Genomic DNA, 25,402 nt, shown 5'->3' with positions numbered 1-25,402 from the left:
GATTGACTCTCCTCTCCTAAACTACTTATTTTTATAATTGGGAGATCTTTTTTCTATAAAGGCTTGTGTACCTTCATTCTTATCTTCTGTACCAAATACTATGGTTTGAGCCAATTTTTCTAACATCAAAGCTGTATCTATATCAACATCCATTCCTCGATGAATAACCATTTTTGCTAGTTTAACAGCCACAGGCCCTTTATTCATTATCTTTTCTGCTGTTTCTTTTACAACACCCCACAATTGTTCATAGGCTACTGACCGAGAAACTAAACCAAACTGTTCCGCCTCTTTACCTGATAAGATCTTCCCAGTAAGTATCATTTCTAACGCTTTGCCTTTTCCAATAATTCGAGATAAACGCTGAGTTCCACCTGCTCCAGGAATAATAGCTAGGTTTAACTCTGGTAATCCAATCTTTGCATGATCCGCTGCTATTCGAATATCACAAGAAAGAGCGAGTTCGCATCCTCCTCCAAGGGCAAATCCATTTATAGCTGCTATCGTAGCTTTACTGCAGTTTTCAACTTTTTTATAGGTTCCTTGCATTCCTGGAACCAAAGCCTCTAACATTTCTCTTTCCCGTAGTTGCTTAATATCTGCGCCTGCAGCAAAGGATTTATCACCTTCTCCAGTTATAACAATAACTTTTACCTCATCATTTTTTTCAAATTGATCAATAGCTTCCTCTAATTCTTTTAAAGTTTCTGCATGAAGAGCATTACGAACTTCAGGACGATTAATTTTAATAACACCAATACCATTTGAAATTTCAGTAATTATAAATTGAAGCATGGAATTCCCCCTATTATTTGTTATAAATATGAAATCCAGCTCCAGATTTTCTGCCTAATCTTCCAGCCTTTACATATTTAACCAATAGTGGACAGGGGCGATATTTTTCTCCCAAAGTTTTATAAAGATATTCCATATTTCTCAAACGGGTGTCTAAGCCTACTAAATCAGCTAGCTCTAACGGTCCCATTGGATGGTTTAAACCTAACTTTAATGCTTTATCAATATCTTCTGCTGATGCAACTCCCTCCATCAACATGTTCATTGCTTCATTTCCAATCAAGCAATTCATTCGGCTAGTGACAAATCCAGGAAATTCGTTAACCTCTACTGTTTCTTTTCCTAATCTAACCCCAACTTCCTTTGCTATGGCTACAGTTTCATCAGAAGTTTCCAATCCACGGATGATTTCAATAAGCTTCATTTTATGAACAGGGTTAAAAAAATGCATTGCAATACATTTTTCCGGGCGCGAAGTTTGGGCAGCAATTTCAGTTGGACTCATTGTTGATGTATTTGTGGCTAAAACCGTGTGTTCCGGACATAATTTATCCAACTTCTTGAATATCTCGATTTTTAAATCCATTAATTCAAATACAGCTTCAATCACAATATCTGCTTTTCCAACAGCTTCTTCTAAACTAGTTGTATAAGTAATCCTTTCAAGGGCTGATTGCACTTTTTCGGGATTAATAAATCCACGTTCAGCACTTTTTCTCATTTCTATTTCTATATATCTTTGAGCAGAATCCAACGATTCTTGATTAATGTCTTGCAAATAAACCTGATATTCACCAAGAGCTGCCACATATGCAATCCCACGCCCCATTGTCCCCGAACCAACGACAGTAAGTTTTTTCATATTTGCATCTCCTTTCCTACCCTTTGATTAATTACCATCAGTTAATCAGCTTGTATTGATAGATTGGTTTTCCTGGTTGAAACACGATGTAAAAGAAAAATAAATGCCACACCAAAAAACCCAATAACATCTGTTATAAGACCTGGTTTAATCAATGTTAAAGAACTGGCTATAATAATTACTCGCTCCCACCATTTCATATCTCGTTTTAACCATCCTTCTGCACCAGCAGCAATACCATAGATACCAATAATGGCTGATATTAAGGTTAAGAAAATTTCTAATGGTGTTCCAATTAATAAAATGGAAGGCCCATAAATGAACATATAGGGTACTATAAAGGCACCAATACCTAAACGAAGGGCAATCATTCCCGTACGCATAGGATCTGAACCTGCTATTCCTGCCCCAGCAAAAGCAGCTAAAGCAACTGGGGGAGTTATTGCAGAAATAATGGCAAAGTAGAAAACAAACATATGAGCTGCTAAAGGAGTAACCCCTAATTCAATTAATGCCGGAACAGTTAACGCTACTTGAACGATATACGCAGCGACCGTTGGAAGACCCATACCTAAAATGATTGAACTAATCATGGTAAAAATAAGGGTCAGTAAAAGACTTCCTCCAGCTAAATTAATGATTAAACTGCTAAATTTTAACCCTAACCCTGTAAGAGAAATAAGTCCAATGACCATCCCGGCTGCTGCTGTTGCAATCGCAGTTTCAACAGCTGCACGTGCCCCAACATCTAATGTTTTAATAATAAGTTTTAATTTAAGCCTGGTTGCTGTTTTAACCGCCGCAACAACGATTACCGTAACAATGGCAAATAACCCTGCGCGCATTGGAGAAAATCCAATTATCAGCAAATAAACAATGAGTATTAAAGGGGCAAAAAACAAAAATCCTTGTTTAATCACTTTTTTCATATCTGGTAATTCATTTTTAGGTACACCCCTAAGCCCCCTACGCAAGGCCCTAAAATCGACTTGAAAAAATAGGCACAGATAATACAACAATGCTGGTATTAAAGCAGCGGCTGCTACCTCTATATAAGGCATACCTAAGTAGGAAGCAATTATAAAAGCAGATGCACCCATAATCGGGGGCATTATTTGTCCTCCAGACGAAGATACAGCCTCAACAGCTGCGGCAAATTCTCCCCTATATCCGGTTTTTTTCATCAAAGGTATCGTAAATGCACCTGTTGTTACAGTGTTGGCAACTGCACTTCCTGAAATTGTACCCAGAATCGAACTAGCTACAACTGCTGTTTTTGCTGGCCCTCCACGATATTTTCCCATTCCAGATATTGCTAAATCAATAAAAAATTGACCTGCACCAGATACCTCAAGAAACTTTCCAAAAAGAATAAACATAAAAATGAACGTAGCAGAAACTCCCAACGGAATTCCCAAAACACCATTAGATGTAAAATATAATTGTTCAACCACCCATTCCAGGGAAAAGTGACGATGGGCAAGTAATCCAGGCAGATTATCTCCCCAAAGGGTATAACTCAAAAAAAGTAGCAAAATGATTGTTAGGGCCCATCCAACCGTTCTTCTTGTTGCTTCTATTAATAAGATAATAGCAGTTACTCCAACAGCTATATCGATTGTAGATAAAGGCTCTACATAAGCCATTCTGGAGGCTATATCTCCAGCATTATAAACAATATATCCAAATGACCCTAGTGTTAGCAGCATAAAGAGAATGTCATACCATCCGATATTTAGTTTCTTATATTTTTTAAAGGGTTTTATAGCAGCAAAGGTTAATAATAAAGCAAATCCTAAATGAGCAGAACGTTGGAGAATTGATTCAAATATACCAAACATCGCAGTATATAATTGGAATATAGACATCGATATAGCAATGATTGATGTGATGATAGCAAAGATCCCCTTTAAATCTCGCGACTTGGAAAGCAGTTCAATATCTTCAATCTGTTGATTTTTTTCAGTCACTACTTTCACCTCATTTTAACTAAAAAATTTTTAAACACTGTTAAAAACGGGAATTTTCTGGATAAAAAAGCCAGTACAATCCCGCCTTTTTATCAGACAACAGCTATATATTATTTTAAATAACCAGCTTCCTTATAATACTTTTCAGCACCAGGATGGATAGGTCCCACTTGATTATCAATGGAGAATTGACCATCAAAGGAGTTCATAATTTTGCTTAAGGTTTTCCATTTTTCAGCATTTTCTACAATCATTTTTGTTAATGTGTAAACGGTATCATCACTTAGATCCTTGTTAGCTAAAAATACGGTATAAGCAGCTACTGTATTGGTGTCTTCTTTAAAATTATTATAAGTTCCAGCCTTAATTGTATAAGTCTTAAATCCATCATTGGATGCCCTCATTTTGCTTATCGTTTCATCAGACAACGGAATCAAACGAATTCCTATAGTTGTATCCAACTCTTGAAATGTAGAAACAGGAGCAGCGATCATGCCAACAATAGCATCAATATGACCATCACGAAGCAAATTTGCGCCATCAGCAGTACCGACATATTCAACTTTAGCTAAATCATCATAAGACATATTATTCAATTTTAGAATTTGTTGAAAAACTAGCTCACCGCTATAGCCTTTAATTCCAGGGCTAACTCTTTTTCCTTTCAGATCTTCAACAGTATAAATATCAGAATCAGCTCTTACTACCATGTGGTATACATTGGGATATAGTGTTGCAACAAAACGAATATTTTCTGCTTTCTTTTCAAATTTGCCGATTCCATTAAGGGCTTCAGGAACAGTCTGTCCATTGGAGAACCCAATTTGAAATTTACCACTCTCAAGACCAAGCAGATTGGTTATTGAACCACCTTCAATAACTGTTACTGTCGATCCTGGGATAGCTTTCTGAATTTCGTCTCCCATTGCTCCTGCTAAGGTATACCAAAGTCCTCCTTGTGTTGCTGCCCCGAAAGTAAATTCTTGTGCTTGAGGAGCATTTGATTGAGTAATGGCCTCCGTTCCTTGCTTTTCTGTAGAGGAAGGTTGAGTACTTGATTTTGTTTCCCCTCCACATGCGGTTAATAAAAGTGCCAAAAGACCCACCATCAATACAAATAAGAGTTTTCTCATTTTTAACCACCCTTTCATTTAAAAATTATTTGTAATTCACCGATAACGTCGGTGAAACTTTAAATTCAGCTTCAGTTATTTTCCTTAACTCTTCTACTGTAAGAGCAGGATCAAGTTCTATTAAATACATGATTCCGTCTTTAAATTCAAAAACTGCTTTTTCAGTCACTACCAAATTGGCTTTTCGTATTCCACTACTTGGATAAGTTAATTTTTTTACTAGCTTGGGTTCCCCATCTTTTGATTGGTGTGTAAGTGCTAAAATAATTTTGTTTGCACCAGCGACAAGGTCCATAGCTCCCCCCACTCCTAGTATCTGTTGACCAGGTACAGCCCAATTGGCTATTTCCCCTGTCTCATCCACTTGTAGAGCCCCTAAAACAGCCACATCAATGTGTCCTCCTCTGATCATGACAAATGAATCTGCACTATCAAATAATGATGCACCTGATTGCATGGTAATTGGCTGTTTACTTGCACTAATCAAATCCATGTCTAACTCGTCTTCTGGTGGAGTAGGCCCCATTCCAAGCAATCCATTCTCCGACTGTAAAAACACTTGCTTCCCTTCCTCAATATAGTCTGGAACAAGAGTTGGAATTCCAACCCCGAGATTAACAACTTGTCTATCTTGGAGTTCTTGTGCCAACCGTTTAGCTATCTTAATTCGATCCGGAGACTTCTTCTTGGGCAACGTAACGCCCCCCTTTCTTGACATAACGATTAATTACTACATAATCAACATAAACATGTGGAGTAACGACCTCTTCTGGGGTAAACGAACCAACTTCAACAATTTCGTCCACTTCTGCAATTACAATTTTTGCTGCTGTTGCCATAGCTGGATTAAAATTTCGAGCTGTTTTATGGTAAACGAGATTACCCAAATCATCTGCTTTTGCAGCTTTTATTAATGAAACAGCTGCTTTTAACGCAGGCTGAAATAAATATTTTTCCCCATTAAATTCCCTAATTTCCTTATCTTCTGATAATTTTGTGCCTACAGCAGTTTTTGTGTAAAATCCTGCAATACCCGCACCGCCTGCACGTATTGCTTCAGCCAACGTACCTTGGGGAATAAGCTCAATTTCTAGTTCTCCTTTTGACCACGCATTTACTGCATCCTTATTAGTCGTAAAATATGAACCAATAGCCTTTTTAAGATGACCTGACAAAAGTAATTTCCCAAGTCCTCTTCCTTCTTCACCAAGATTGTTACTGATGACCGTGAGTTCTTTTGCAACATGTTTTGTTAGAACATCAATTAAAGTTAGTGGAGTGCCAGATAACCCAAACCCCCCAACCATCAATACATCTCCAGTTTTTATGAACTTAACCGCTTCCTCTGGTGTAATTAATTTTTTCATAGTAATTACCTCCACGTAGGATATTAGGCATCTGTTTATATCTTAAAAATAATGCTAATGACTTAATTGCCGTTTCTGTTTTTGTGAAATACGGAATCCCACTATTAGCAATCATTTCATAAGTAGTACCGCTCAATTCACCAGTTGTTAAAAAGACTGGAACCAATGGAACTTTTGTATTTTTTGCAAGATCTATAATATGAAGTGCCATCTGTTCAGTTAAATTTTCAATTTTGAACGGGATAGGAATTAAAATAATATCGTACTCTCCAGAATCAATGGCTAATCTCAATCCTTTATTAAATAATGATAGATTCTCATAAACAGCAGTTGTCAGATCTAATGGGTTCATAATTGAACGATTTTGAGGAGTTAAGGCTTCAAATTTCTCTCTAAGTGAACGAGTCATAGGAGGTAAGGAAACACCATATCTTTCGCACATGTCAGTCATCAAAATTGAAGAGCCTCCAGCCCAAGAATAAATTAATACTCTTCCATTCATAACTTGGTTATATTTTTGAAGTAACCAACCCACACCGATTAATTCATCTAAATCATCAACCTGAATAATCCCTGGGTGTTTATATAAAGACCAAGATAAATGGCGATTTCTATTAATACCTAAATGTTTTTCGATTGCTTTAATCGCTAAGGGTGAATTACCTAATTTTAAAACAACAATTGGCTTATTTCGATTACTTGCTTCATTTACTACTTCTATAAAACGTTCAGGATCTGGGACACTTTCCAAAATCATCAAGATAACATCAGTATGATCATCATCCACCAACCATTTAAGAAAATCATTTGTATCAAGATCAATTTCATTTCCAGGGGAAAACCAATAACTAAAACCGATTCCCTTTTCATTAGCATCAATAATCGCTCTTCCTAAACTTCCTCCTTGAGTAATTACACCAATGGAGCCGCTAAAAAATCTATGAGGTTCAAATTTGGGCGAAAATGATAATCCCCATTTTTTGCGAAAATCAAAAAGACCAGGAATATTGGGTCCATAAACATGAAGATTAGTTCCCTTGATTATTGATAATATCTCTCTTTGTAATCTTTCTCCTTCATCTCCGGTTTCAGCAAAACCGGAACTAAATATTGAAACCATTTTTACTCCTTTTCTTACACACTCTCTAATCACTTCTGGGATTTCTGGTGCAGGGATTATGATACAAGCTGCCTCTACCTCATCAGGAATATCTAGTATTGAGGAATAACAAGGAACACCAAAAACCTCTTTATGATTTGGATTTACAGCATAAAGACGACCAGGGAATTTTGATTTTTGTAAATTGATTAAAACACGGCCACCCTTTTTTTGGTGATTGTTCGTTCCACCAATAACAGCTAATGATGACGGAGAAAGTAAATAATTCATCATGATCTACCACCCTCTTCACCAGACCAGTCTGCTTCTTGAAATTTTTGCATTTTCCTTACAACAGTTGATTGATTAATTTGCAAAACCTTTGCTGTACGTCGAGTGCTTTTATAGATATGGAGTGCTTTTTTAATCAATTGCTTCTCTACTTCATCTACTGCTTTTTTTAGTGGAAGAATTCCGTTTACAAAAACAAAACTTTCCTGACTCTCTATCATTGTTGAATCGAATATGATACCAATATCCTTCAGTTCAATTGTAGGTCCAGGTGTTGTCACAAATAAACGTTCTACCACATTTGCCAATTCGCGAACATTACCAGGCCAATGATATTGCATCAAAGCATTAATAGCTTCTGAAGTAAATTTTTTTTCCATTTTGTACTGTTTTGCAAATCGTTGCTGATAAAGCGCTAACAATAATGGAATATCTTCTACCCTTTCTCGTAATGGCGGAACATAGATTGGAACCACATTTAAACGATAATAAAGATCTTTTCTGAATTCCCCCTTGTCTACTAAACCACTAAGATCCTGATTGGTAGCGGCGATAATTCGAACATCAATCTTCTTAGGTCTCACTCCCCCTACACGGGTAATTTCTTTTTCCTGTAATACTCTAAGAAGTTTGACCTGTAATAATAATGGAAGTTCACCAATTTCATCCAAGAAAATGGTTCCTTTATGGGCTGCTTCAAATAAACCCATTTTTCCGCTTTTACTTGCTCCTGTAAAAGCTCCTGGTTCATATCCAAATAATTCAGATTCTAGTAAATGTTCGGGAATAGCCCCGCAGTTTACTTTAATAAATGGCTTTTCATTTCTATCACTTAATTGATGAATGAATTTTGAAATTTCCTCTTTCCCTACTCCAGATTCTCCTAATATAAGAACTGTTGAATCTACTTTTGCAATTTGTTGAACTGTTACCATCACTTGCTTCATGGATGGTGATTGTGCAATAAATTTCTTGCTTAGGTTTTTCTCATCTTCTAATTGACTAAGATATTTTTTAGTTTCATCAAGCTCACGTCTTAATTTATCTAATTCCGTTATATCCCGAATATTTATAACAACACGTTCTATATTAGAATCGGTGTTGAGTACAGGAGTTCCGGTAATCATTAACAAATTATTCTTTACTTTATTACGTTCCATAACCGTAACTGTATCTTTCTTTTCTATCACCTTGGAGACAAGAAAAGATTCTATATAAGTTCCAATTAAAAATTCATAGTTATCTGGTATTTCATTCAATCCTAGAATACGTTTGAAGGCTTTGTTGGCTTTGATAATTTTTCCTTTATCATCTGTTATTAAAATGGCATCATACGATGATTCTAAGACGATGTCTAATTCATTTAGAATATTTTTTACACTACTTAATTCTTCAGATATAAATTCAATCTCAGAAATATCTTGAAAGACTCCCACAGCTCCAACAACATGACCATTCCGAAAGATCGGTGTCCGGTTTGTTACATACTTTCTTTTTCCAACTTGATATTTTTCGCTATGAGGTTTACCTGTTCTTATAACTTCTAACAACCCACTAGGAGAAACTACATCTGTTAAAAATTTACCGATTGCCTTTTCTCGAGTTGTTCCTGCCATTCTCACCGCAGCAGGGTTAATTGAAGTTATACAACCTTTATCATCAATAGATAAGATTCCATTATGGGCTGAATTAAAAATGGCATCTAAATGGCTTAATTCCTCTTGGGTCTGCTCTCCGTATTTTTCCAGGATACGAGATCTAGTAATAAAACCAGTCAATTCACCCTTATGATTTTTAACAGGATAGATCGAATCCAAGTAATGAATCGCGGATTTAATAAGATCATCCTCGTTTAAGATTAATTCATAGGGTTTCATGATCTCTTTTACCTTCTTTGTATTAATTACAACCCCCTTTAATACTTCTTTCTCTGTCAAGATGCCGACTAGTTCATCGAGATGATTAAAAACTAAGGCTCCATCTAATCTACTTTCAACAAAAGTATTTAGGCAATAATGAAAATCATCATTCTCAAAAAATTTGAATGAAGTTCTAGTCATAACATCCTTTACACGGTACAGCAATTTTAGTTCACTCCTTAAAAGCACATGTTGTGCTTTGGTAATTTTATTTAGCAAAAATGATGCCAAACTTCCATCAATACAAAAAATGCTTTTTTTTAGACTTATTTTCCGTTATAAGAACCGATTATCGATTTCTCGGAGACCAAATACATAAACCATCTGATGTAATTTCGCATCGATTGATGGAGAATTGCATATATTTGCAATCGCATTTATCACAATTATATCTAATTTGTGAATTATTTAAAAATATGAAAACTATTTCGATGTAGATTTGCATCACTTGCTATCGTTATTATTAACTGTCTCGGCCATACTATCAAAAATATTCCTAGATATTTGACAGTGAAAAATTGGATATATCATAATAAGTTGAACCCTTTGAATTAGGAGGTCATTAACATGAATTCAACAATTAACCTTTTACAACGCCACCGTTCAATAAGAAGATATCAATCAAGGCCCCTTACCTCAGAACAAATTGAAAATATCATCCGCTCTGCTCAGATGGCGTCTACTTCCAGTAATGTTCAAGCCTATAGTGTAATTGGAGTAACAGATCCCGAGATCAAAAAGAAATTAAGCGTTTTTGCTGGAAATCAAGCATATATTGAACAATGTCCTTTTTTTCTTGTATGGTGCGCAGACCTATATCGTTTGAGAGAAGCCTGTTACATTCAGAACTCAAAGATGGTTCATGAAACTGTTGAGAATTTTATTGTAGCCACCGTTGATGTTACCCTTGCTGCTCAAAATGCAGCTATTGCTGCAGAATCAATGGGGCTTGGCATTGTTTATATTGGTGGCATTCGAAACAATCCAGAGAAAGTAAGCAAATTATTAAATATACCAGAACTAGTTTATCCGGTTTTTGGGATGTGTGTCGGATACCCTGACCAAGATCCAGCTATTCGCCCTCGGCTGGAAATGAAGGCCATTTATCATGAGAATACTTATCATACGGAAGATATCACAGGACATATCAAAAAATATGACGAAGTGATGCACCAATATTACCTGGAGCGAACCAATGGTAAAAGAAGCACCACTTGGTCTCAAGAGATGGCAGCGAAATTTAAGCAACCCTCACGATCCCATATGAGATCTTTCCTTAATGACCAAGGATTCCGATTTGAATAATTTGAATAAAAAAATGGGAGTAAACACCGATTATTGGTTTTACTCCCATTCAATTACTATATATTAAAAATACTTTACCACCACTTCACCCTTTTTAAGAACCATAGCCACATGGTTTACACCATAGTGATAAGGAATGTAAGCATAGTTTGGAGCATTCCAGATGACTACATCCGCCTGCATTCCTGGGACGATTTGCCCAACCTTATTCTCAACACCAATGGCACAGGCAGCATTTACGGTACAAGCTGTCCAAATTTCTTCTGGGGTCATTTTCAGGTGAAGCGCAGCCAGAGTCATAATGAACTGAAGGTTTTCTGTGGGTGAACTGCCTGGATTAAAATCAGTGGATAGGGCGATAGCTAAATTGTTTTCCAGCATAAACCGTGCTCTTGCTGGCTTTTCCTTACATAAGTAAAAGGATGTCCCGGGAAGAAGAACCGCAATAACCCCCTCTGCTCCCATCCGACGGATTCCTTCATCGGAAGCACCCACTAAATGATCTGCTGATGCCGCTCCCAACTCAGCAGCCAATTCAGCTCCACCTAGGGAAACAATTTCATCGGCATGGATTTTTAATTTAAAGCCAGCCTCTTTTGCTTTTTTTAAATAATCCCTGGACTGATCAACGGAAAATACTCCTTCTTCACAAAAGATATCACAATAATCTGCTAATCCTTCCTCTAAAATAACAGGAAATATAGCTTCCATTCGTTTTAAGAAATTCTCCGGATCCTTTCGGTCCTCCATGGGAATAGCATGAGCCCCTAAGAAGGTGGAAACGATCTCCATCGAGTGTCGCTTGCTGGCTTCCTTAGCCACCCTAAGCTGCTTTAATTCGGTTTCTTCATCCAGCCCATACCCACTTTTAGCCTCTACAGTAGTTACCCCATAGCTCAGCAATACATCCAGATGAAAAAGTGTTTTATTCAACAGTTCCTGAAAGGAAGCTGTTCGTGTGGCTTTAACCGTACTTAAAATTCCACCACCTTGAGCTAAAATTTCAAGATAACTTGCCCCTTGTTGTTTTAAGGCTATTTCATATTCCCGGGAGCCGCCATGAACCAGATGGGTATGGGGGTCAATTAAGCCCGGGGTTACTAACTGACCCTTGGCATCAATCTCCCGGTCTATGGATAATTCCTGTTCATCTATGAACTATCTTACCTTTCGTTCCTGATCTGCAAAAAGGATTTGATCATCTTGAATCAACAGGGCAGCCCCTTCGATTAAGCCAATATCCTTCATCTCTTTTCCCTTGCGGGGGAGGGAGCTCCCTTTCATGGTTAATAATTGACCAATATTTGAAATGAATGTTACAGCCAAGGATCTAACCCTCCTTCTCACTCATTGGTATTCTAATCCCACGCTCCTTTGCCACTTGATGTGCCAATTCATAACCAGCATCAGCGTGGCGGATAACGCCCATTCCTGGATCAGAAGTAAGGACTCGGGATAGCTTATCAGCTGCTAACTCTGTTCCATCGGCTACAACAACCATACCGGCATGGAGAGAATATCCTATTCCTACTCCTCCCCCATGGTGAACGGATACCCAACTGGCACCTGCTGCGGTATTGACTAGAGCATTTAAAATCGCCCAGTCACCGATGGCGTCACTTCCATCCTTCATTGCTTCCGTTTCTCTATTTGGTGATGCCACTGAACCGCAATCGAGATGGTCACGTCCAATAACAATAGGAGCCTTTAATTCCCCTTTTCGTACTAATTCATTAATGGCAAGACCTAGCTTGGCCCTTTCCCCATAACCGAGCCAGCAAATTCGTGATGGCAGCCCCTGGAATGCCACTCGCTCCTGAGCCATAGTAATCCAGCGCTTTAAATGCTCATCCTCAGGGAACATTTCTAGAACCAAACGGTCTGTTCGATAAATATCCTCGGGATCACCAGATAAAGCAGCCCAACGGAATGGACCCTTCCCTTCACAGAATAATGGGCGAATATAGGCGGGAACAAATCCGGGGAAGTTAAAGGCTTCCTTTACTCCTTGATCAAAAGCTACCTGGCGAATATTATTTCCATAATCAAATGTAATGGCACCTGCTTTTTGCATATCCAGCATAGCTTGAACATGTTTAGCCATACTTAATTTAGAAATTCGAACATATTCATCCGGGTTCTCTTTTCGCAATTTCTCTGCTTCATCCAATGAATAACCGGCAGGTACATAACCATTTAAAGGATCATGGGCAGAGGTTTGGTCTGTAACATAGTCAGGAGTAATCCCTCTCTTTACGAACTCAGGGAAAATCTCGGCGGCATTTCCCACAAGACCAATGGAAAGAGCAGTTCCTGATTGAACAGCATCACTCGCCCACTGTAAAGCTTCATCCAAGGAATGGGTCATTTTATCGCAGTATCGGGTCTTCATTCTTCTCTCGATACGGGTGGCATCTACGTCAACAACAATTGCCACCCCTTCGTTCATGGTTACAGCAAGTGGCTGAGCTCCGCCCATTCCTCCCATTCCAGCGGTTAGAACCAGTTTTCCCTTTAACGTCCCATGTCCGTGCTGTCTGGCGGCAGCAGCAAAGGTTTCATATGTCCCTTGAAGAATACCTTGTGTTCCAATATAAATCCAGCTCCCGGCTGTCATTTGTCCATACATGGTAAGTCCTTCGTTTTCCAACTTTCGGAAGGTTTCCCAATTGGCCCATGCTGGAACCAGTACAGAATTGGAGATTAAAACACGAGGCGCCATTTCATGAGTCCGAAATACTCCAACTGGCTTGCCAGACTGGACAAGCAGTGTTTCATCATTCTTAAGGGTCTTTAACGTACGTACGATGGCATCAAAGCAATCCCAGTTACGGGCGGCCTTTCCACTCCCTCCGTATACCACCAGCTCCTCAGGCTTTTCTGCTACTTCTGGATCTAAGTTATTCATCAGCATCCTCATAGCTGCTTCCTGCTGCCAGCTCTGGCAGGAAATTTCTGTTCCTCTTGGTGCACGAATTTCTCTATTATGATTTTCCATGATCACGATTCCTCCTTATCCCTTTATAAAGGAAACATACTTCAGGTGAAGTTTTATGATGCACATGGAAGTGCAAACTTCGAGGTTGCAACAGGACGTTGCGTATTTAGTCGAAGTTCATATTTACTGAAGTTTAGTTGAACTTATCCAGGGGCTTAGCGCCACTGATCTCCCACTTAAGAAGTGGAAGTCTTAGTAACGGTTAGTCATCGGATAAATGATTGGGCCTTATCATCCCACTTCAGTCGCTGTAAAAGCTTGGCTAATTTTTCAATATCTGTAGAAAGTACGCGATCTTGCTTTAACGATGAAACCTCATCACGAATCTCATCGTATAGCTTTCGTGTCCTCGGAGACATCTTATCTATACCTTTAATCTCCAGGGCCTGAGAACTGGCCATGGCTTCAATAGCAACAACCCGTCGGCTGTTTTGAATAATTTGCTGGGCATGGCGGGCAGCTATGGTTCCCATACTTACGTGATCCTCTTGATTGGCTGAGGAAGGAATGGAATCCACACTTGCCGGATGGGCCAGTACTTTATTTTCGGATACCAGAGAAGCTGCGGCATACTGGGCAATCATCATTCCAGATTGCAAGCCGGGATTTGGACTTAAAAATGCCGGAAGCTGGCTCAGCTGAGGATTAACCAATCTTTCAATTCTCCTTTCAGAAATATTGGCTAACTCAGCCATAGCTATTCCGAGAAAATCCATGGCAAAAGCAATGGGCTGTCCGTGGAAATTCCCTCCTGAGATGACCTCGCCAGTTTCGGTAAAAATAAGAGGATTATCTGTGGCCGAATTTATTTCAATCATTAACTTCTCTTCGACATACCGGAGTACCTGCCGAATGGCACCATGAACCTGAGGAATACATCTTAAGGTATAGGCATCCTGCACCCGAATCTCTCCCTGTTGGCTAACTAACCCGCTTCCCTCCACAAGCCTGCGAATTCGAGAGGCAACCTGCTCCTGTTCGGGATATGGACGTACCCTTTGCACCTCTGGACTGAAAGCATCAATGATCCCCTGTAACGCTTCAAGGGTAAGTGCCGCCACTCCCTCAGCCGCATCAGCAAGGCGGGATGCTTCTAGGTAAGACAGCACTCCAACGGCTGTCATCGCCTGGGTCCCGTTAATGAGAGCCAATCCTTCTTTAGCCGCCAATTGAATCGGCTGTAAACCTGCCCTCTTCAGTGCTTCTCTCCCATCCATCTGCTGCCCTTTATAAACAGCCTCTCCTTCACCGATCAAAACCAGAGCCAAATGGGATAATGGGGCCAAATCCCCGCTGGCTCCCAAAGAGCCCTGCTGCGGGATGACGGGGTGAATCCCATGATTTAAGCAATCAAGGAGCATCTGCAGCGTTTCCCTTCGTATCCCTGAAAAGCCCTTTGCTAATGCATTGGCTCTAAGCAGGAGCATCGCCCTGGAAACATCTTCTGAAAAGGGTTCTCCAATCCCGCAGGCATGACTCCTAATCAGATATAACTGAAGCTGACCAACCTCTCCGTTATGAATCACCACATCGCTAAATTTCCCGAATCCTGTTGTTACCCCGTAAATGACTTTTTCTTCGTTCACATATTTTTCAACCATTTCTCTGCTGTTGGACACTCTCTCCCAAGCTTCTTCTGTCAGATCAACCTGGGCTTTATCATATACTACCTGTTCCACTTGATTTAATGTTAATGAATTTCCATCCAAAAGTACCTTCACCGGAAACTCCTCCTCCCAAAGTAATGATAGAAGCCGAAAATTAAAAAAGGTATTACGGACAGAACAACTCTGCACCGTAATACCCCCTAAATTCTAACCACTATGGGTATACGAAAACTATTGGCAATTCGGCAAGTTCATGATGATTATTATTTTAATCATTATGCCATTATTATACCACGATATCAGCGTTTTTAATAGATCGCAAATTCAGATATGATTGATTCCCATTCCCAACACTTCGTGTTCGGAGCCTTTTATCGGAGCGCCGATGGTGCCATACAAGGCAACGGCAATCCATTCTCCTTCTTCCTCTGATGGATAGGGTTTGCCCCGAACCACAGCAAAAGTTAAACCCACTGTTCTCATGATCGAACCCAATGAAGTATCTCCCCTGCCTATTCCATGCAGCGATTCTATGATCGCGTGATAGAGGGCATGGGCCTCCCGATATACCCCATGATCAATGATTCCCTGATTCTTCGCAGCGGTTTCAATGGCCGCAACCACTTTCTGGGGCTCCATGGAACCGACTCGGCCAATGATATAAAGATACCCATCCTTGCGAATTTCTTTAATAAAAGAAGTAGATTGGGCAACCTCTTCTCCCATCATGGCCAAAAATGCGGCAATTTTCCCCAGCTTTCCCTCGATGACTTCACTCCACATACCATTGCCCTCCATAGTTTACTTAATCCTATCCAACATAGACCAAGTTGTCAATGACACAATTACTCTAAAGCTTCCTTCACGGTGTTGAATACAAATTCGGCTTTTTGTATTGCTTTATCAGCATCATGATCTCATATTCTTCTGTAGGAATGAAATCCTCAGCACCATAGAAACTGAGTTCCCGCCTTTAGCAGAAGCTATACCAATTCCTGGGCTTCCCGAACAACGTCGGAATACCCTTTTTCATCCCGGAAAAAATGGAGGACCTTTTTGTTCATGTTTCATTTCAATATGGTACCATTCCATCTCTTCCTCTCGGATATTTCGATCTGGAATTCGAGTACACGTCAAGCAACATGAGAATCATTGGTTTACACTCTTTAGTTGACTGAAATGAGTGCGAACAATCTGTGTTCCTTCTTCTACCCTTTCTTCCACTCCGCATCAAGGACGACCCCTGCATCCTTCAAAAGATTAAGTGCAGGGCATCTCCTCTCAACTTCCCGCCTTAGTGCCGAGATCCTTTCTTCACTCTCCTCCGTTTTAAAAATAACATCAAACCTAATTTTTTGAAAGTGGGGAGAGACACCTTCTACTCCTGCCAATCCACGAAGATCAATAATACCCGTAGATTCAAATTCGACACCATCATAGGTAAATTCCTGTTCTTTAGCAATCAAAGCAATCATAACAGAAACGCAGCCGTTTAAAGCCGCCACCACAAATTCCATGGGATTGGGCCCCAAATCAGTTCCGCCCAACTCAGGCGGCTCATCCATGTCAAAGCTGGGAAAATCCCTTACACTTATAGAAGTATGCACTCCTCCCTTCCAAACTCCCTTTGCATTGACTCTGATCAATTGAGCTGTTGCGTTGCTCATCTTTCATCCTCTCCCTTTCTCATGAACTAAAAAACCCCCTTCGGTGAGAAGAGGGTTTTCACAAACATGTAATTATCCCTTTCTCATCTCCCAAAGCACAACGCTTTGCTGGAATTGGCACCTTCCAATACGGGGTTGCCGAGGCTTCATGGGGCCAGTCCCTCCACCTCTCTGGATAAGAAAATTCTTTCTATTCAGTTATTAAGGTTAAGATCATATTAACAGAAATTCTGACAATGTCAATCCCTTTTTACGGATTTTTTATTTTCTGATGTGTAAATCTTAAGTTCCATCCTCAAAAAATTTTCCCTGGATTTAATATTCCCTTTGGATCAAGAGCGTTTTTTATCGCAGCAAAAACGTTTAGAGTTTCACCATGCTCCATGGCCTGATATTTAGCCTTACCGATTCCTACACCATGCTCGCCGGTACACGTCCCGCCTTTGCTTAATGCATATTGGACAAGATGGGCATTTAGCCTTTCGGCACGTTCCATTTCATCAGGGTTATCCAGGTCCAGCATAAAAATCACATGATAATTTCCATCTCCCACATGACCCAGGATGGCCCCATCAAGACCAGATTGATCAATGGATAATCGAGCATTCTCAATGGAATCAGCTAACTCGGATAATGGAACACAAACATCTGTGACCATCATCTTTTTACCCGGAGATTTGTGAATAAAGGCATAGGCCAGGTTATGGCGAACATCCCATAATTGCGCCCGAGCCTTTGAATCGGTTTCAAATTTAAATTCTACACAGTGATTTTCACTGGCTAAATTTTGGGCAAACTCTACATCCTGGTTGAGTCCAGCTTCATTTCCATGAAATTCAATAAAAAGTGTAGGTCTCTCAGGATATTGGGTCTGGTTATAAAGATTCACCTGTTTAATGGAACGGGAATCTACCAATTCAATTCTAGCAACGGCAATTCCCGCCGAAATAATGGAAACCACGGTGTTCACAGCATCCTTGATACTGGGAAAAACGGCCCTGGCAGCCATAATCACTTCCGGAATGCCATATACTCTTAACGTTAATTCCGTAAACACTCCTAAGGTCCCCTCTGAACCAACAAACAATCCGGTGGTATAGTATCCGGATGAAGACTTGGCAGCCTTACTTCCGGTATGTATCACCCTTCCATCCGCCAACACCACCTCCAAATCCCTGACCTGATCTCGCATAATCCCATACCGGACAGAAGTAGTTCCACTTGCATTCGTTGCCGCCATTCCCCCGAGTGTTGCATCTGCCCCTGGATCTACAGAAAAGAACAGTCCATATTTCTTCAGTTCCTTGTTCAGCTGGGATCTTGTCACCCCCGGTTGAACACGGACAAGAAAATCCTTCGGGCTGACTTCCAACACTTGATTCATCAGTTGAAAATCTAATGTGATTCCTCCGTGATATGGAATAACCTGTCCTTCAACACTGGATCCCAATCCAAAGGGAGTGACCGGGATAACATGTTCATAAGCAAATTTCATCACCAACCTTACTTCTTCTGTACTTTTGGGAAAAACCACAACATCAGGAAGATGAGGGGTATGGTAAGATTCATCCCGACTATGCTGTTCCAATACGGTTGGATTTTGGGTAACCCTTTCTTCATCAATCAGTTTCTTCAGTTCTGTAACAAGCTCCATCACGTTCCCTCCAAACATTTCTCTTCAAACCATGATATTTCAACTTATCGATGTGCCAATCCTCAGTTCACATCACCTGTGGAACGTTGATCAATCCAGCAAAAATAGGCTTAACCCTGGGAAAAAGCTAATGATTAATACGTCAACAATCATAATGAGGATAAAAGGGATAATGGCTTGCACTAAGGGTTCCATTTTTATCCCTGCAATATTGGACCCGACAAATAGGTTGATCCCAACCGGAGGAGTAATCATTCCAATGGCCAGGTTAACGGTCATGATAATCCCAAAATGAACCAGGTCAATCCCCATTCCCTGCACAATCGGAACCAGAATAGGGGTCAAAATGATGATGGCAGCCGCGGTTTCCAAAAATGTTCCGATAATCAACAAAAGGCCATTAATTATCAGAAGAGTAACAATCTCGCTTTGGGTGACGCTCAGCATCATATTGGAGATTTCCCTCGGGATTTGTTCCCTGGTTAAGAGAAAACCGAAAATGGAAGCATTTGCAATAATAAACATAATCACTGCCGTCGTGGTAACCGATGAAGAAAATATGTCAGACAGATCTTTCCATTTGATTTCCCTATATACAAACAGACCAACGATCAACCCGTAGACAACCGCTACAACAGCCGCTTCGGTAGGGGTAAAAATTCCTCCATAAATTCCGCCTAAAATGATGACGGGCATCAACAGGGCAAGAATAGCGTCTTTCAACGTATGAAAAAACTCCCATACACTGCTTTTCTCCCCACCGCCATAACCTCGTTTATAGCTGATAATAAACGCCACAATAACCAATGAAAAAGTAACAAACACACCAGGTCCGATACCAGCCAAAAATAAATCGCTGATTGATGTACTAGCAGCAACACCATATAAAACCAATGGAACACTGGGTGGAATCATGACTCCAACCGTTCCGCCCGCGGCAGGTACGGCAGTTGCATAATTAATATCATACCCTTTCTTGACCATCACCGGAATCAACAAACTTCCAACGGCGGCAGTTGTTGCTGCAGCTGATCCGGAAATTGCGGCAAAAAACATGGCCGTGATAATGGCAACAATGGATAATCCCCCGGGAACCCGACCCACAATGGTATTGGCAAAGGCAATGAGACGTCGCGAAATCCCCCCGGTTTCCATTAACTTTCCGGCCAAAATAAAAAAGGGTACCGCCATTAAGGGGAACGAATCGGTCGCATTAAACATTTTTTGAATGATAACCAATAATGGAATTTGATCCTGGATCAAGAGAACGATACTTGCGGATAAACCCAAGGCGACAGCAATCGGCACATTCATTATGAACAGCAGTAAAAGAATGATAAATAACAGGGTGCCCAATGATTATCCCTCCCCTCTTAACTCTTGAATCACATAGTAGATCAGATTAATAGAAATCAACACACCACTTAGAGGGATAACAAAATAGACGCCGCCCATAGGCAGTTGAAGGACTGCGGAGGTTTGGGCCATCGTTCTTTCTACGAATAAATATCCCTGGTAGATCATCATTCCAAAAAAGAATAAACTTAGCAGCGCAGACAGAACCGTAACTATCTTTTGAAAATTCTTTGGGAATAGTTTAACAACTATCTCTACACCGACATGGGCCTTTTTTGACATAGCGTAAGCCGCTCCCAGAAAGGTAATCCATACCAATATATATCTGGCCAGTTCTTCAGACCAAGCCAAGGGCTGATCAAAAATGTAACGGATCAATACCTGGGCGAAGACAACGATCACCATGACAAATAATAAAAGATTGAGGATATGCTTCATAACTTCATTCATTCGTTCAACGGCTTTTCCCATGACAACTCCCCCTCTCTTTCATATGTATGGACGTTACTAAAGAATTTACTTAGGACAGCCTTTAAGTTCGTATTTTACGGAGGGACTAAAGAACGGGAATTAGCCCTCAAACTGACTCCACCTTTGAAATCCCCAGATGTTTTTGAGGGCTCCGTTTTCCGCTTCAATCGTTATTTGGTATTGATAATCTTATCAATCAAATCCTCTCCAAATTGTTTTCCATACTTTTCGTAAACAGGCTTAATCGCATCCCTAAAAGGTTTTTTGTCTACATTTTCAATAATCTGTACCCCTTTTTCTTTCAGTACATTGAGTGAATCCTGTTCCATTTTTGCTATCAGTTCTCGTTCATAATCTCCGGCTTTTTTCGCTTCTTCGCGGATGATCTGCTGGTATTCATTCGGCAAGGTATCAAATACCGCTTTGCTAAACATCATGATCGCAGGAGAATATACATGTCCGGTTAATGTCATGAACTTTTGATTGGCTTCATAAAGCTTGTATTTATCGGCAACAATAGCGGGATTTTCCTGGGCATCCACCACTCCCTGCTGAAGAGCGGTAAGTGCCTCAGTCCAGGCCATTGGAGTTGGCTTCGCCCCCAAAGCTTCAAATGCCGCCATGTGAACCGGGTTTTCCATAGTGCGAATCTTTAAATCTTTTAAATCAGCAGGTGTTTGTATCGGACGCTTGCTGTTGGTGATGTGGCGAAAACCGTTCTCGGCCCAAGCCAGACCAACAATGCCTACACTTTCCAATCCCTTTAACAATTCCTGACCTACTTCCCCATCAAGCACCTTATAAGCCTGTTCTCTGCTTTCAAATAGGAAAGGTAAATCCACGACTCCCATTTGAGGGTAAAAGTTTGAAATGGGTCCAGTAGAGGATATAGACATATCCGCTGTTCCCAAAGTTAGGGCCTCTGTCAGTTCTCTTTCTGCCCCCAATTGACTAAGCGGATAAATTTCAAATTTGACTTTTCCGTTAGTTCTATCTTCAACGGCCTTGGCAAATTGAACGAGTGCCAACTGATAAGGATGATCCTCTGTTAGAGAATGGCCTGCCTTAAATAGATAGGTCTTCCCATCGTCAGTCGGCTTCACTTCTTCCTTTGGTTTATCTCCGCCATCTGTGGTCGGGGCGGTATTGTTCGATTGATTCCCTCCGCAAGCAGACAACACCAAAACAGAAATAAGCATCACCATTGTCAAAATAAACAACCATTTCTTTCTCATTTTTATTTCCCCCTTTTTTAGAATTATAAAATAATTTAGATGCTATTGTACTAGATGCCCCTACCCCCGTCAACATTCAATATTTCTCCTGTCACTTTACGGGACAAATCAGAAGCGAGATAAAGGGCTGCATGGGCAATATCTTCCGGTTGAATGAGTGAGCCCAGCGGGATACTGCTTAAGAAAATATTTTTTTTATCAGATTCTATCTTCTGTTGATCCCCACTGATAAACTGTCCCAGCATTGGGGTTTCTGCAGGTCCTGGATTAATGGCGTTTACCCGAATTTGAAAAGGGGCCAATTCTAATGCCAAAGCTTTGGTTAACATAATGGCCGCCCCCTTAGAAGCACAATAAGCATTTAAACCAGGCCTTGCCCTTACACCGGCTATAGACGCAATGTTTACAATAGAACCCTTATTTTTCTTTTTCATGTACGGCACTGCATGCTTGACCGTCAAAAAAATAGATTTGGTATTGACGTTCATGATCTTGTCCCATTGGGATTCAGAAAGTTCCTCTATTGGAGTAAACACCTGTGGAATACCTGCACAGTTGACCAAAATGTCCAGATCACCAAAAACCGTCAAGGACCCTTTTACCATCTTCGCTACACTTAAGTCATCTGCCACATCTACTTTGACGGCGAACACCTGACTCCCGCCAATTTCTTTCGCTGTTTTTTCTGCCGCCTCCTGATTCAGGTCTGCAATAATAACTTGCCCACCCTGCTCTGCAAAAAGTTTAGCAATCGCCCGCCCCATTCCTGAACCAGCCCCTGTAACAATGGCGGTTCTCCCTTGGAGCAATCCAGATGTCATAGATTGATCACCACCGTTCTCTCTTCTGTCATCTCTTCAATCGCATATTTGGGACCTTCTTTACCCAAGCCGCTGTTCTTCACTCCGCCATAGGGCATCACATCATTCCGGTAAGTGGAAACGTCATTAATGATCACTCCGCCATACTGGAGAGTCTTGGCCGCCTTGATGGCGATGTTCAGATTCCGGGTAAAGATGCCCGCTTGAAGTCCATATTCTGACTGATTGGCCATCGAAAAAGCTTCCTCAATATCCTGATAAGGAATGATGGTGACAACCGGCGCAAACACCTCCTGACAGACCACTTTCATTTCTGGCTTCGTATTGATTAGGACCGCTGGATAAAAGAGCGCCTTCTCTCTTTTTATCGGAAGCAAGGAGCTTGCACCTTGGGAAATCGCTTCATTGACCCATTCCTCCGCACGAATAGCCTCCTTTTCGCTAATCATTGGACCTACATCTGTATCGGGATCCTCTGGATTTCCTACCTTTAACTTGATTACTTGAGACAGATATTTTTCCGTAAATTCATCCAATACATCTTGATGAACATAAATTCTTTGAACAGCAATACATGCCTGTCCAGCATTATGAAAGCTTCGCTGTGCAGTTAATTTTGCAGCAAGATCCAGGTCAGCATCTTCATGAATAATATTGGGGGAATTATTTCCTAATTCAAGGGCAACTGGCCGCATTCCGCTTCTTTCCTTAATATGTCTTCCCACTTCTCCTGATCCAGTAAAGGTATACATGGCAATCCGGTAGTCATCCAGCAACCATTCTCCAACATCGTGTCCTGAACCTGTTACAATATTGATATACCCTTTGGGAAGACCTGCTTCTTCAAGCAATCCCAATAGATGAAAAGTGGCCAACGGGGTGGTACTTGCTGGCTTTATGACAAGGGTATTGCCAGCAGCCAAAGCGGGAGCGATTTTATGGGTTCCCAATAGCAAGGGATAGTTAAACGGGGTAATAGCACCAATCACCCCTCTAGGGACCCGAATGGTAAATCCCAAGCGGTTTTCAGATCCTTCGGTAGCCTGCAAAGGAATCATTTCCCCGGAAATTCTCTTCGCCTCTTCTGCGGATAAACGAAACGTATTGATTGCACGATCCAATTCGCCCTTTGCATCTTTACGGGTTTTTCCCACCTCCTGAACAAGGGAATATTCCAAGGATTCCCGTCTGTCCTCCATCAATTCTGCCGTTTTCAGCAAAATCTTGTATCTTTGATAGGGTGTAAGGTGATCTATTTTAAATGCTTCCTCTGCAGCTGTAACGGCATCAATCACATGCTGTTTTTCCGCCTTGGCCACCAAAGCCAGGGTTTCGCCCGTAAATTTATGATGAACAGGAAAATAATCCCTTGTTTTAACCCATTTTCCTCCAATGTATAAGTCAATCTGTTTTGTTGCCATGTGTGATTTCCCCTTTCTTTTCTATTCCTTTTAGTCATAATTGAAGCAATTCTATAGATACGGAACAAAGATTTTTTCTAAAACAGGACATTAATGAAGATGATCATTTTGGTATATCCGTTGGATTATCGCTTCACCCATTTCCCTCGTCGTTGCTTCACCCCCTAAATCAGGGGTTGCAATTTTGCCAGAGATCAACACATCCTCAATCGAATCAATTATCAATTTTCCCATTTCTAGTTGATTCAGATGATCCATCATCATGCTAATACTCCATATTTGGGCGATGGGATTGGCGATTCCTTTTCCAGCAATGTCAGGGGCTGATCCATGAATCGGTTCAAACATAGACGGGTATTCCTTTTCGGGGTTGATATTTCCAGAAGGAGCTAAGCCAAGACCGCCCACAATGGCTGCCCCCAAGTCTGTTAAGATGTCGCCAAACAGATTGCTGGCCACCACAACATCAAAGGTTTCCGGTTTTGTAATGAAGTAAGCGGAAAGAGCATCAATGTGATACAAATTGGTTTCGATGTCAGGGTGCTCCTTGCTAATTTCCCTCACGATTTCATCCCAGAATGGCATGGAAAAATTAATTCCGTTAGATTTCGTAGCGGCAGTTAGCCTTCCTTTTCCTCTTCTTTCAGCCAGAGTATAGGCAAATTTCACGACCCGTTCAATCCCATGCCGGGTAAACACATTGTTTTGTACCACCAATTCATAGGGCGTTCCCTGATGAATCCTTCCTCCCATGTTGGAATATTCCCCTTCGGTATTCTCACGCACGACAACAAAATCGAGATCCTTATGCTCTTTATAGCGAAGTGGGCTTTCTAGTCCCCTAAGAAGCTTGATGGGACGGAGATTTACATACTGTTGAAAAGCCCTTCGAATAGGTAAAATTAATTCCCAAACAGAGATGTGATCAGGAACTTGGGGAGACCCGACAGCCCCCAATAAAATCACATCATAATCCTTGAGAATATCCAGGGCATTTGAAGGCATCATCCTGCCGTGCTTCAAATAATAATTACAGTTCCAATCAAATGAATCACATACGAAACGAATCCCTCCATGAATATCCTCCAAGGCTTTTATGACCTTGAGTCCCTCTTGCATCACCTCGGGGCCGATTCCATCTCCAGGTATAACGGCAACTGAAAAATGCTGCATATATTTCACCCCTTGATTTTCTTTAAGTTGTGTTCGCAAAATTTGTTGCGTCACTCAAATAATTAAGCAAATAGCGTGCCAATCTTGCGTGAATATTAAAAATCTTTCATTTACTATTAATAATAGATGTGGAACTAAACTTACATGACCCGAAGGGTCACAAATTCTCATGAAAATAATTCCATCCAGTAGTTACCTAGTTACTGTATCATCGTCATCTTCTCATAATGGAAATTGAACAGGGGAATGGTAAGTCGT

Annotated in this window: 20 protein-coding genes, 1 pseudogene and 1 riboswitch; of the genes and pseudogenes, 1 reads left to right on the top strand and 20 read right to left on the bottom strand. The window is 40.6% G+C overall.

All coding sequences use genetic code 11. The features are described from left to right. Positions 1-21: 21 nt before the first annotated feature. From L1765_RS12910 to L1765_RS12875, 8 genes are all read right to left on the bottom strand, one after another. Positions 22-795 carry an enoyl-CoA hydratase/isomerase family protein gene (locus L1765_RS12910; protein WP_236407899.1) on the bottom strand — a complete coding sequence of 258 codons (774 nt, stop codon included), beginning with the start codon at positions 793-795 and terminating at the stop codon, positions 22-24. 13 nt (positions 796-808) lie between these two features. After that, positions 809-1,657, bottom strand: coding sequence for a 3-hydroxyacyl-CoA dehydrogenase (locus L1765_RS12905; protein ID WP_236407898.1), 849 nt, complete (start codon positions 1,655-1,657; stop codon positions 809-811). Positions 1,658-1,698: 41 nt separating this feature from the next. Further along, positions 1,699-3,627, bottom strand: coding sequence for a TRAP transporter permease (locus tag L1765_RS12900; protein ID WP_236407897.1), 1,929 nt, complete (start codon positions 3,625-3,627; stop codon positions 1,699-1,701). 110 nt (positions 3,628-3,737) lie between these two features. Next, positions 3,738-4,760 carry a TAXI family TRAP transporter solute-binding subunit gene (locus L1765_RS12895; RefSeq protein WP_236407896.1) on the bottom strand — a complete coding sequence of 341 codons (1,023 nt, stop codon included), beginning with the start codon at positions 4,758-4,760 and terminating at the stop codon, positions 3,738-3,740. Positions 4,761-4,785: 25 nt separating this feature from the next. Beyond that, a complete protein-coding gene (locus L1765_RS12890; RefSeq protein ID WP_236407895.1) occupies positions 4,786-5,454 on the bottom strand; it encodes a 3-oxoacid CoA-transferase subunit B in 669 nt (222 codons plus the stop codon). Then, entirely contained in the window at positions 5,423-6,127 is a 705-nt protein-coding gene (locus tag L1765_RS12885; RefSeq protein ID WP_236407894.1) for a CoA transferase subunit A, read from the bottom strand. The genes L1765_RS12890 and L1765_RS12885 overlap by 32 nt, the downstream gene beginning before the upstream one ends. Then, a complete protein-coding gene (locus tag L1765_RS12880) occupies positions 6,093-7,520 on the bottom strand; it encodes a CoA-binding protein (RefSeq protein ID WP_236407893.1) in 1,428 nt (475 codons plus the stop codon). The genes L1765_RS12885 and L1765_RS12880 overlap by 35 nt, the downstream gene beginning before the upstream one ends. After that, positions 7,517-9,655, bottom strand: a complete 2,139-nt coding sequence (locus L1765_RS12875) for a sigma 54-interacting transcriptional regulator (protein WP_236407892.1) — start codon at positions 9,653-9,655, stop codon at positions 7,517-7,519. Before L1765_RS12875 ends, L1765_RS12880 begins: the two co-directional genes overlap by 4 nt. 348 nt (positions 9,656-10,003) lie before the next feature. Between L1765_RS12875 and nfsA the strand changes: the two genes are divergently transcribed. Continuing rightward, positions 10,004-10,741: an oxygen-insensitive NADPH nitroreductase gene (nfsA, locus tag L1765_RS12870; protein WP_236407891.1), complete on the top strand. Its 738-nt coding sequence runs from the start codon at positions 10,004-10,006 to the stop codon at positions 10,739-10,741. Between the two features lie 63 nt (positions 10,742-10,804). On the opposite strand, the pseudogene hutI reads toward nfsA, so the two are convergent. The 12 genes and pseudogenes from hutI to L1765_RS12810 form a co-directional block, all read right to left on the bottom strand. Then, positions 10,805-12,025, bottom strand: a pseudogene (gene hutI, locus L1765_RS12865) (imidazolonepropionase). 46 nt (positions 12,026-12,071) lie between these two features. Next, entirely contained in the window at positions 12,072-13,739 is a 1,668-nt protein-coding gene (gene hutU / locus L1765_RS12860) for a urocanate hydratase (RefSeq protein ID WP_236407890.1), read from the bottom strand. A 206-nt stretch (positions 13,740-13,945) separates the two neighbouring features. Then, complete coding sequence (gene hutH / locus L1765_RS12855; RefSeq protein WP_236407889.1) at positions 13,946-15,460, bottom strand: histidine ammonia-lyase; 1,515 nt, start codon at positions 15,458-15,460, stop codon at positions 13,946-13,948. Positions 15,461-15,670: 210 nt separating this feature from the next. Then, the gene (hutP, locus tag L1765_RS12850) at positions 15,671-16,129 is read right to left on the bottom strand and encodes a hut operon transcriptional regulator HutP (RefSeq protein ID WP_268928907.1); all 459 of its coding nucleotides are present in this window, start codon (positions 16,127-16,129) and stop codon (positions 15,671-15,673) included. Between the two features lie 425 nt (positions 16,130-16,554). After that, positions 16,555-17,013, bottom strand: coding sequence for an OsmC family protein (locus tag L1765_RS12845; RefSeq protein ID WP_236407888.1), 459 nt, complete (start codon positions 17,011-17,013; stop codon positions 16,555-16,557). A gap of 80 nt (positions 17,014-17,093) precedes the next feature. After that, positions 17,094-17,195, bottom strand: a riboswitch (SAM riboswitch). 113 nt (positions 17,196-17,308) lie between these two features. Further along, positions 17,309-18,667, bottom strand: a complete 1,359-nt coding sequence (locus L1765_RS12840; protein ID WP_236407887.1) for an FAD-binding oxidoreductase — start codon at positions 18,665-18,667, stop codon at positions 17,309-17,311. A 90-nt stretch (positions 18,668-18,757) separates the two neighbouring features. Further along, on the bottom strand, positions 18,758-20,023 hold the full coding sequence (locus L1765_RS12835) for a TRAP transporter large permease (RefSeq protein ID WP_236407886.1): 1,266 nt from the start codon (positions 20,021-20,023) through the stop codon (positions 18,758-18,760). 3 nt (positions 20,024-20,026) lie between these two features. Continuing rightward, positions 20,027-20,494: a TRAP transporter small permease gene (locus tag L1765_RS12830; RefSeq protein ID WP_236407885.1), complete on the bottom strand. Its 468-nt coding sequence runs from the start codon at positions 20,492-20,494 to the stop codon at positions 20,027-20,029. A 170-nt stretch (positions 20,495-20,664) separates the two neighbouring features. Beyond that, a complete protein-coding gene (locus L1765_RS12825; protein WP_236407884.1) occupies positions 20,665-21,729 on the bottom strand; it encodes a TRAP transporter substrate-binding protein in 1,065 nt (354 codons plus the stop codon). A gap of 50 nt (positions 21,730-21,779) precedes the next feature. After that, a complete protein-coding gene (locus L1765_RS12820) occupies positions 21,780-22,550 on the bottom strand; it encodes an SDR family oxidoreductase (RefSeq protein WP_236407883.1) in 771 nt (256 codons plus the stop codon). After that, the gene (locus tag L1765_RS12815; protein ID WP_236407882.1) at positions 22,547-23,971 is read right to left on the bottom strand and encodes an aldehyde dehydrogenase family protein; all 1,425 of its coding nucleotides are present in this window, start codon (positions 23,969-23,971) and stop codon (positions 22,547-22,549) included. The genes L1765_RS12820 and L1765_RS12815 overlap by 4 nt, the downstream gene beginning before the upstream one ends. A gap of 90 nt (positions 23,972-24,061) precedes the next feature. Continuing rightward, positions 24,062-25,144: a tartrate dehydrogenase gene (locus L1765_RS12810; protein ID WP_236407881.1), complete on the bottom strand. Its 1,083-nt coding sequence runs from the start codon at positions 25,142-25,144 to the stop codon at positions 24,062-24,064. Between the last annotated feature and the right edge of the window lie 258 nt (positions 25,145-25,402).

It is taken from the genome of Microaerobacter geothermalis, from assembly GCF_021608135.1.
Classification (GTDB): domain Bacteria; phylum Bacillota; class Bacilli; order DSM-22679; family DSM-22679; genus Microaerobacter; species Microaerobacter geothermalis.
The sequence above is the reverse complement of the archived record's forward strand: the minus strand, read 5'-3'. Positions and strand labels throughout refer to the sequence as shown.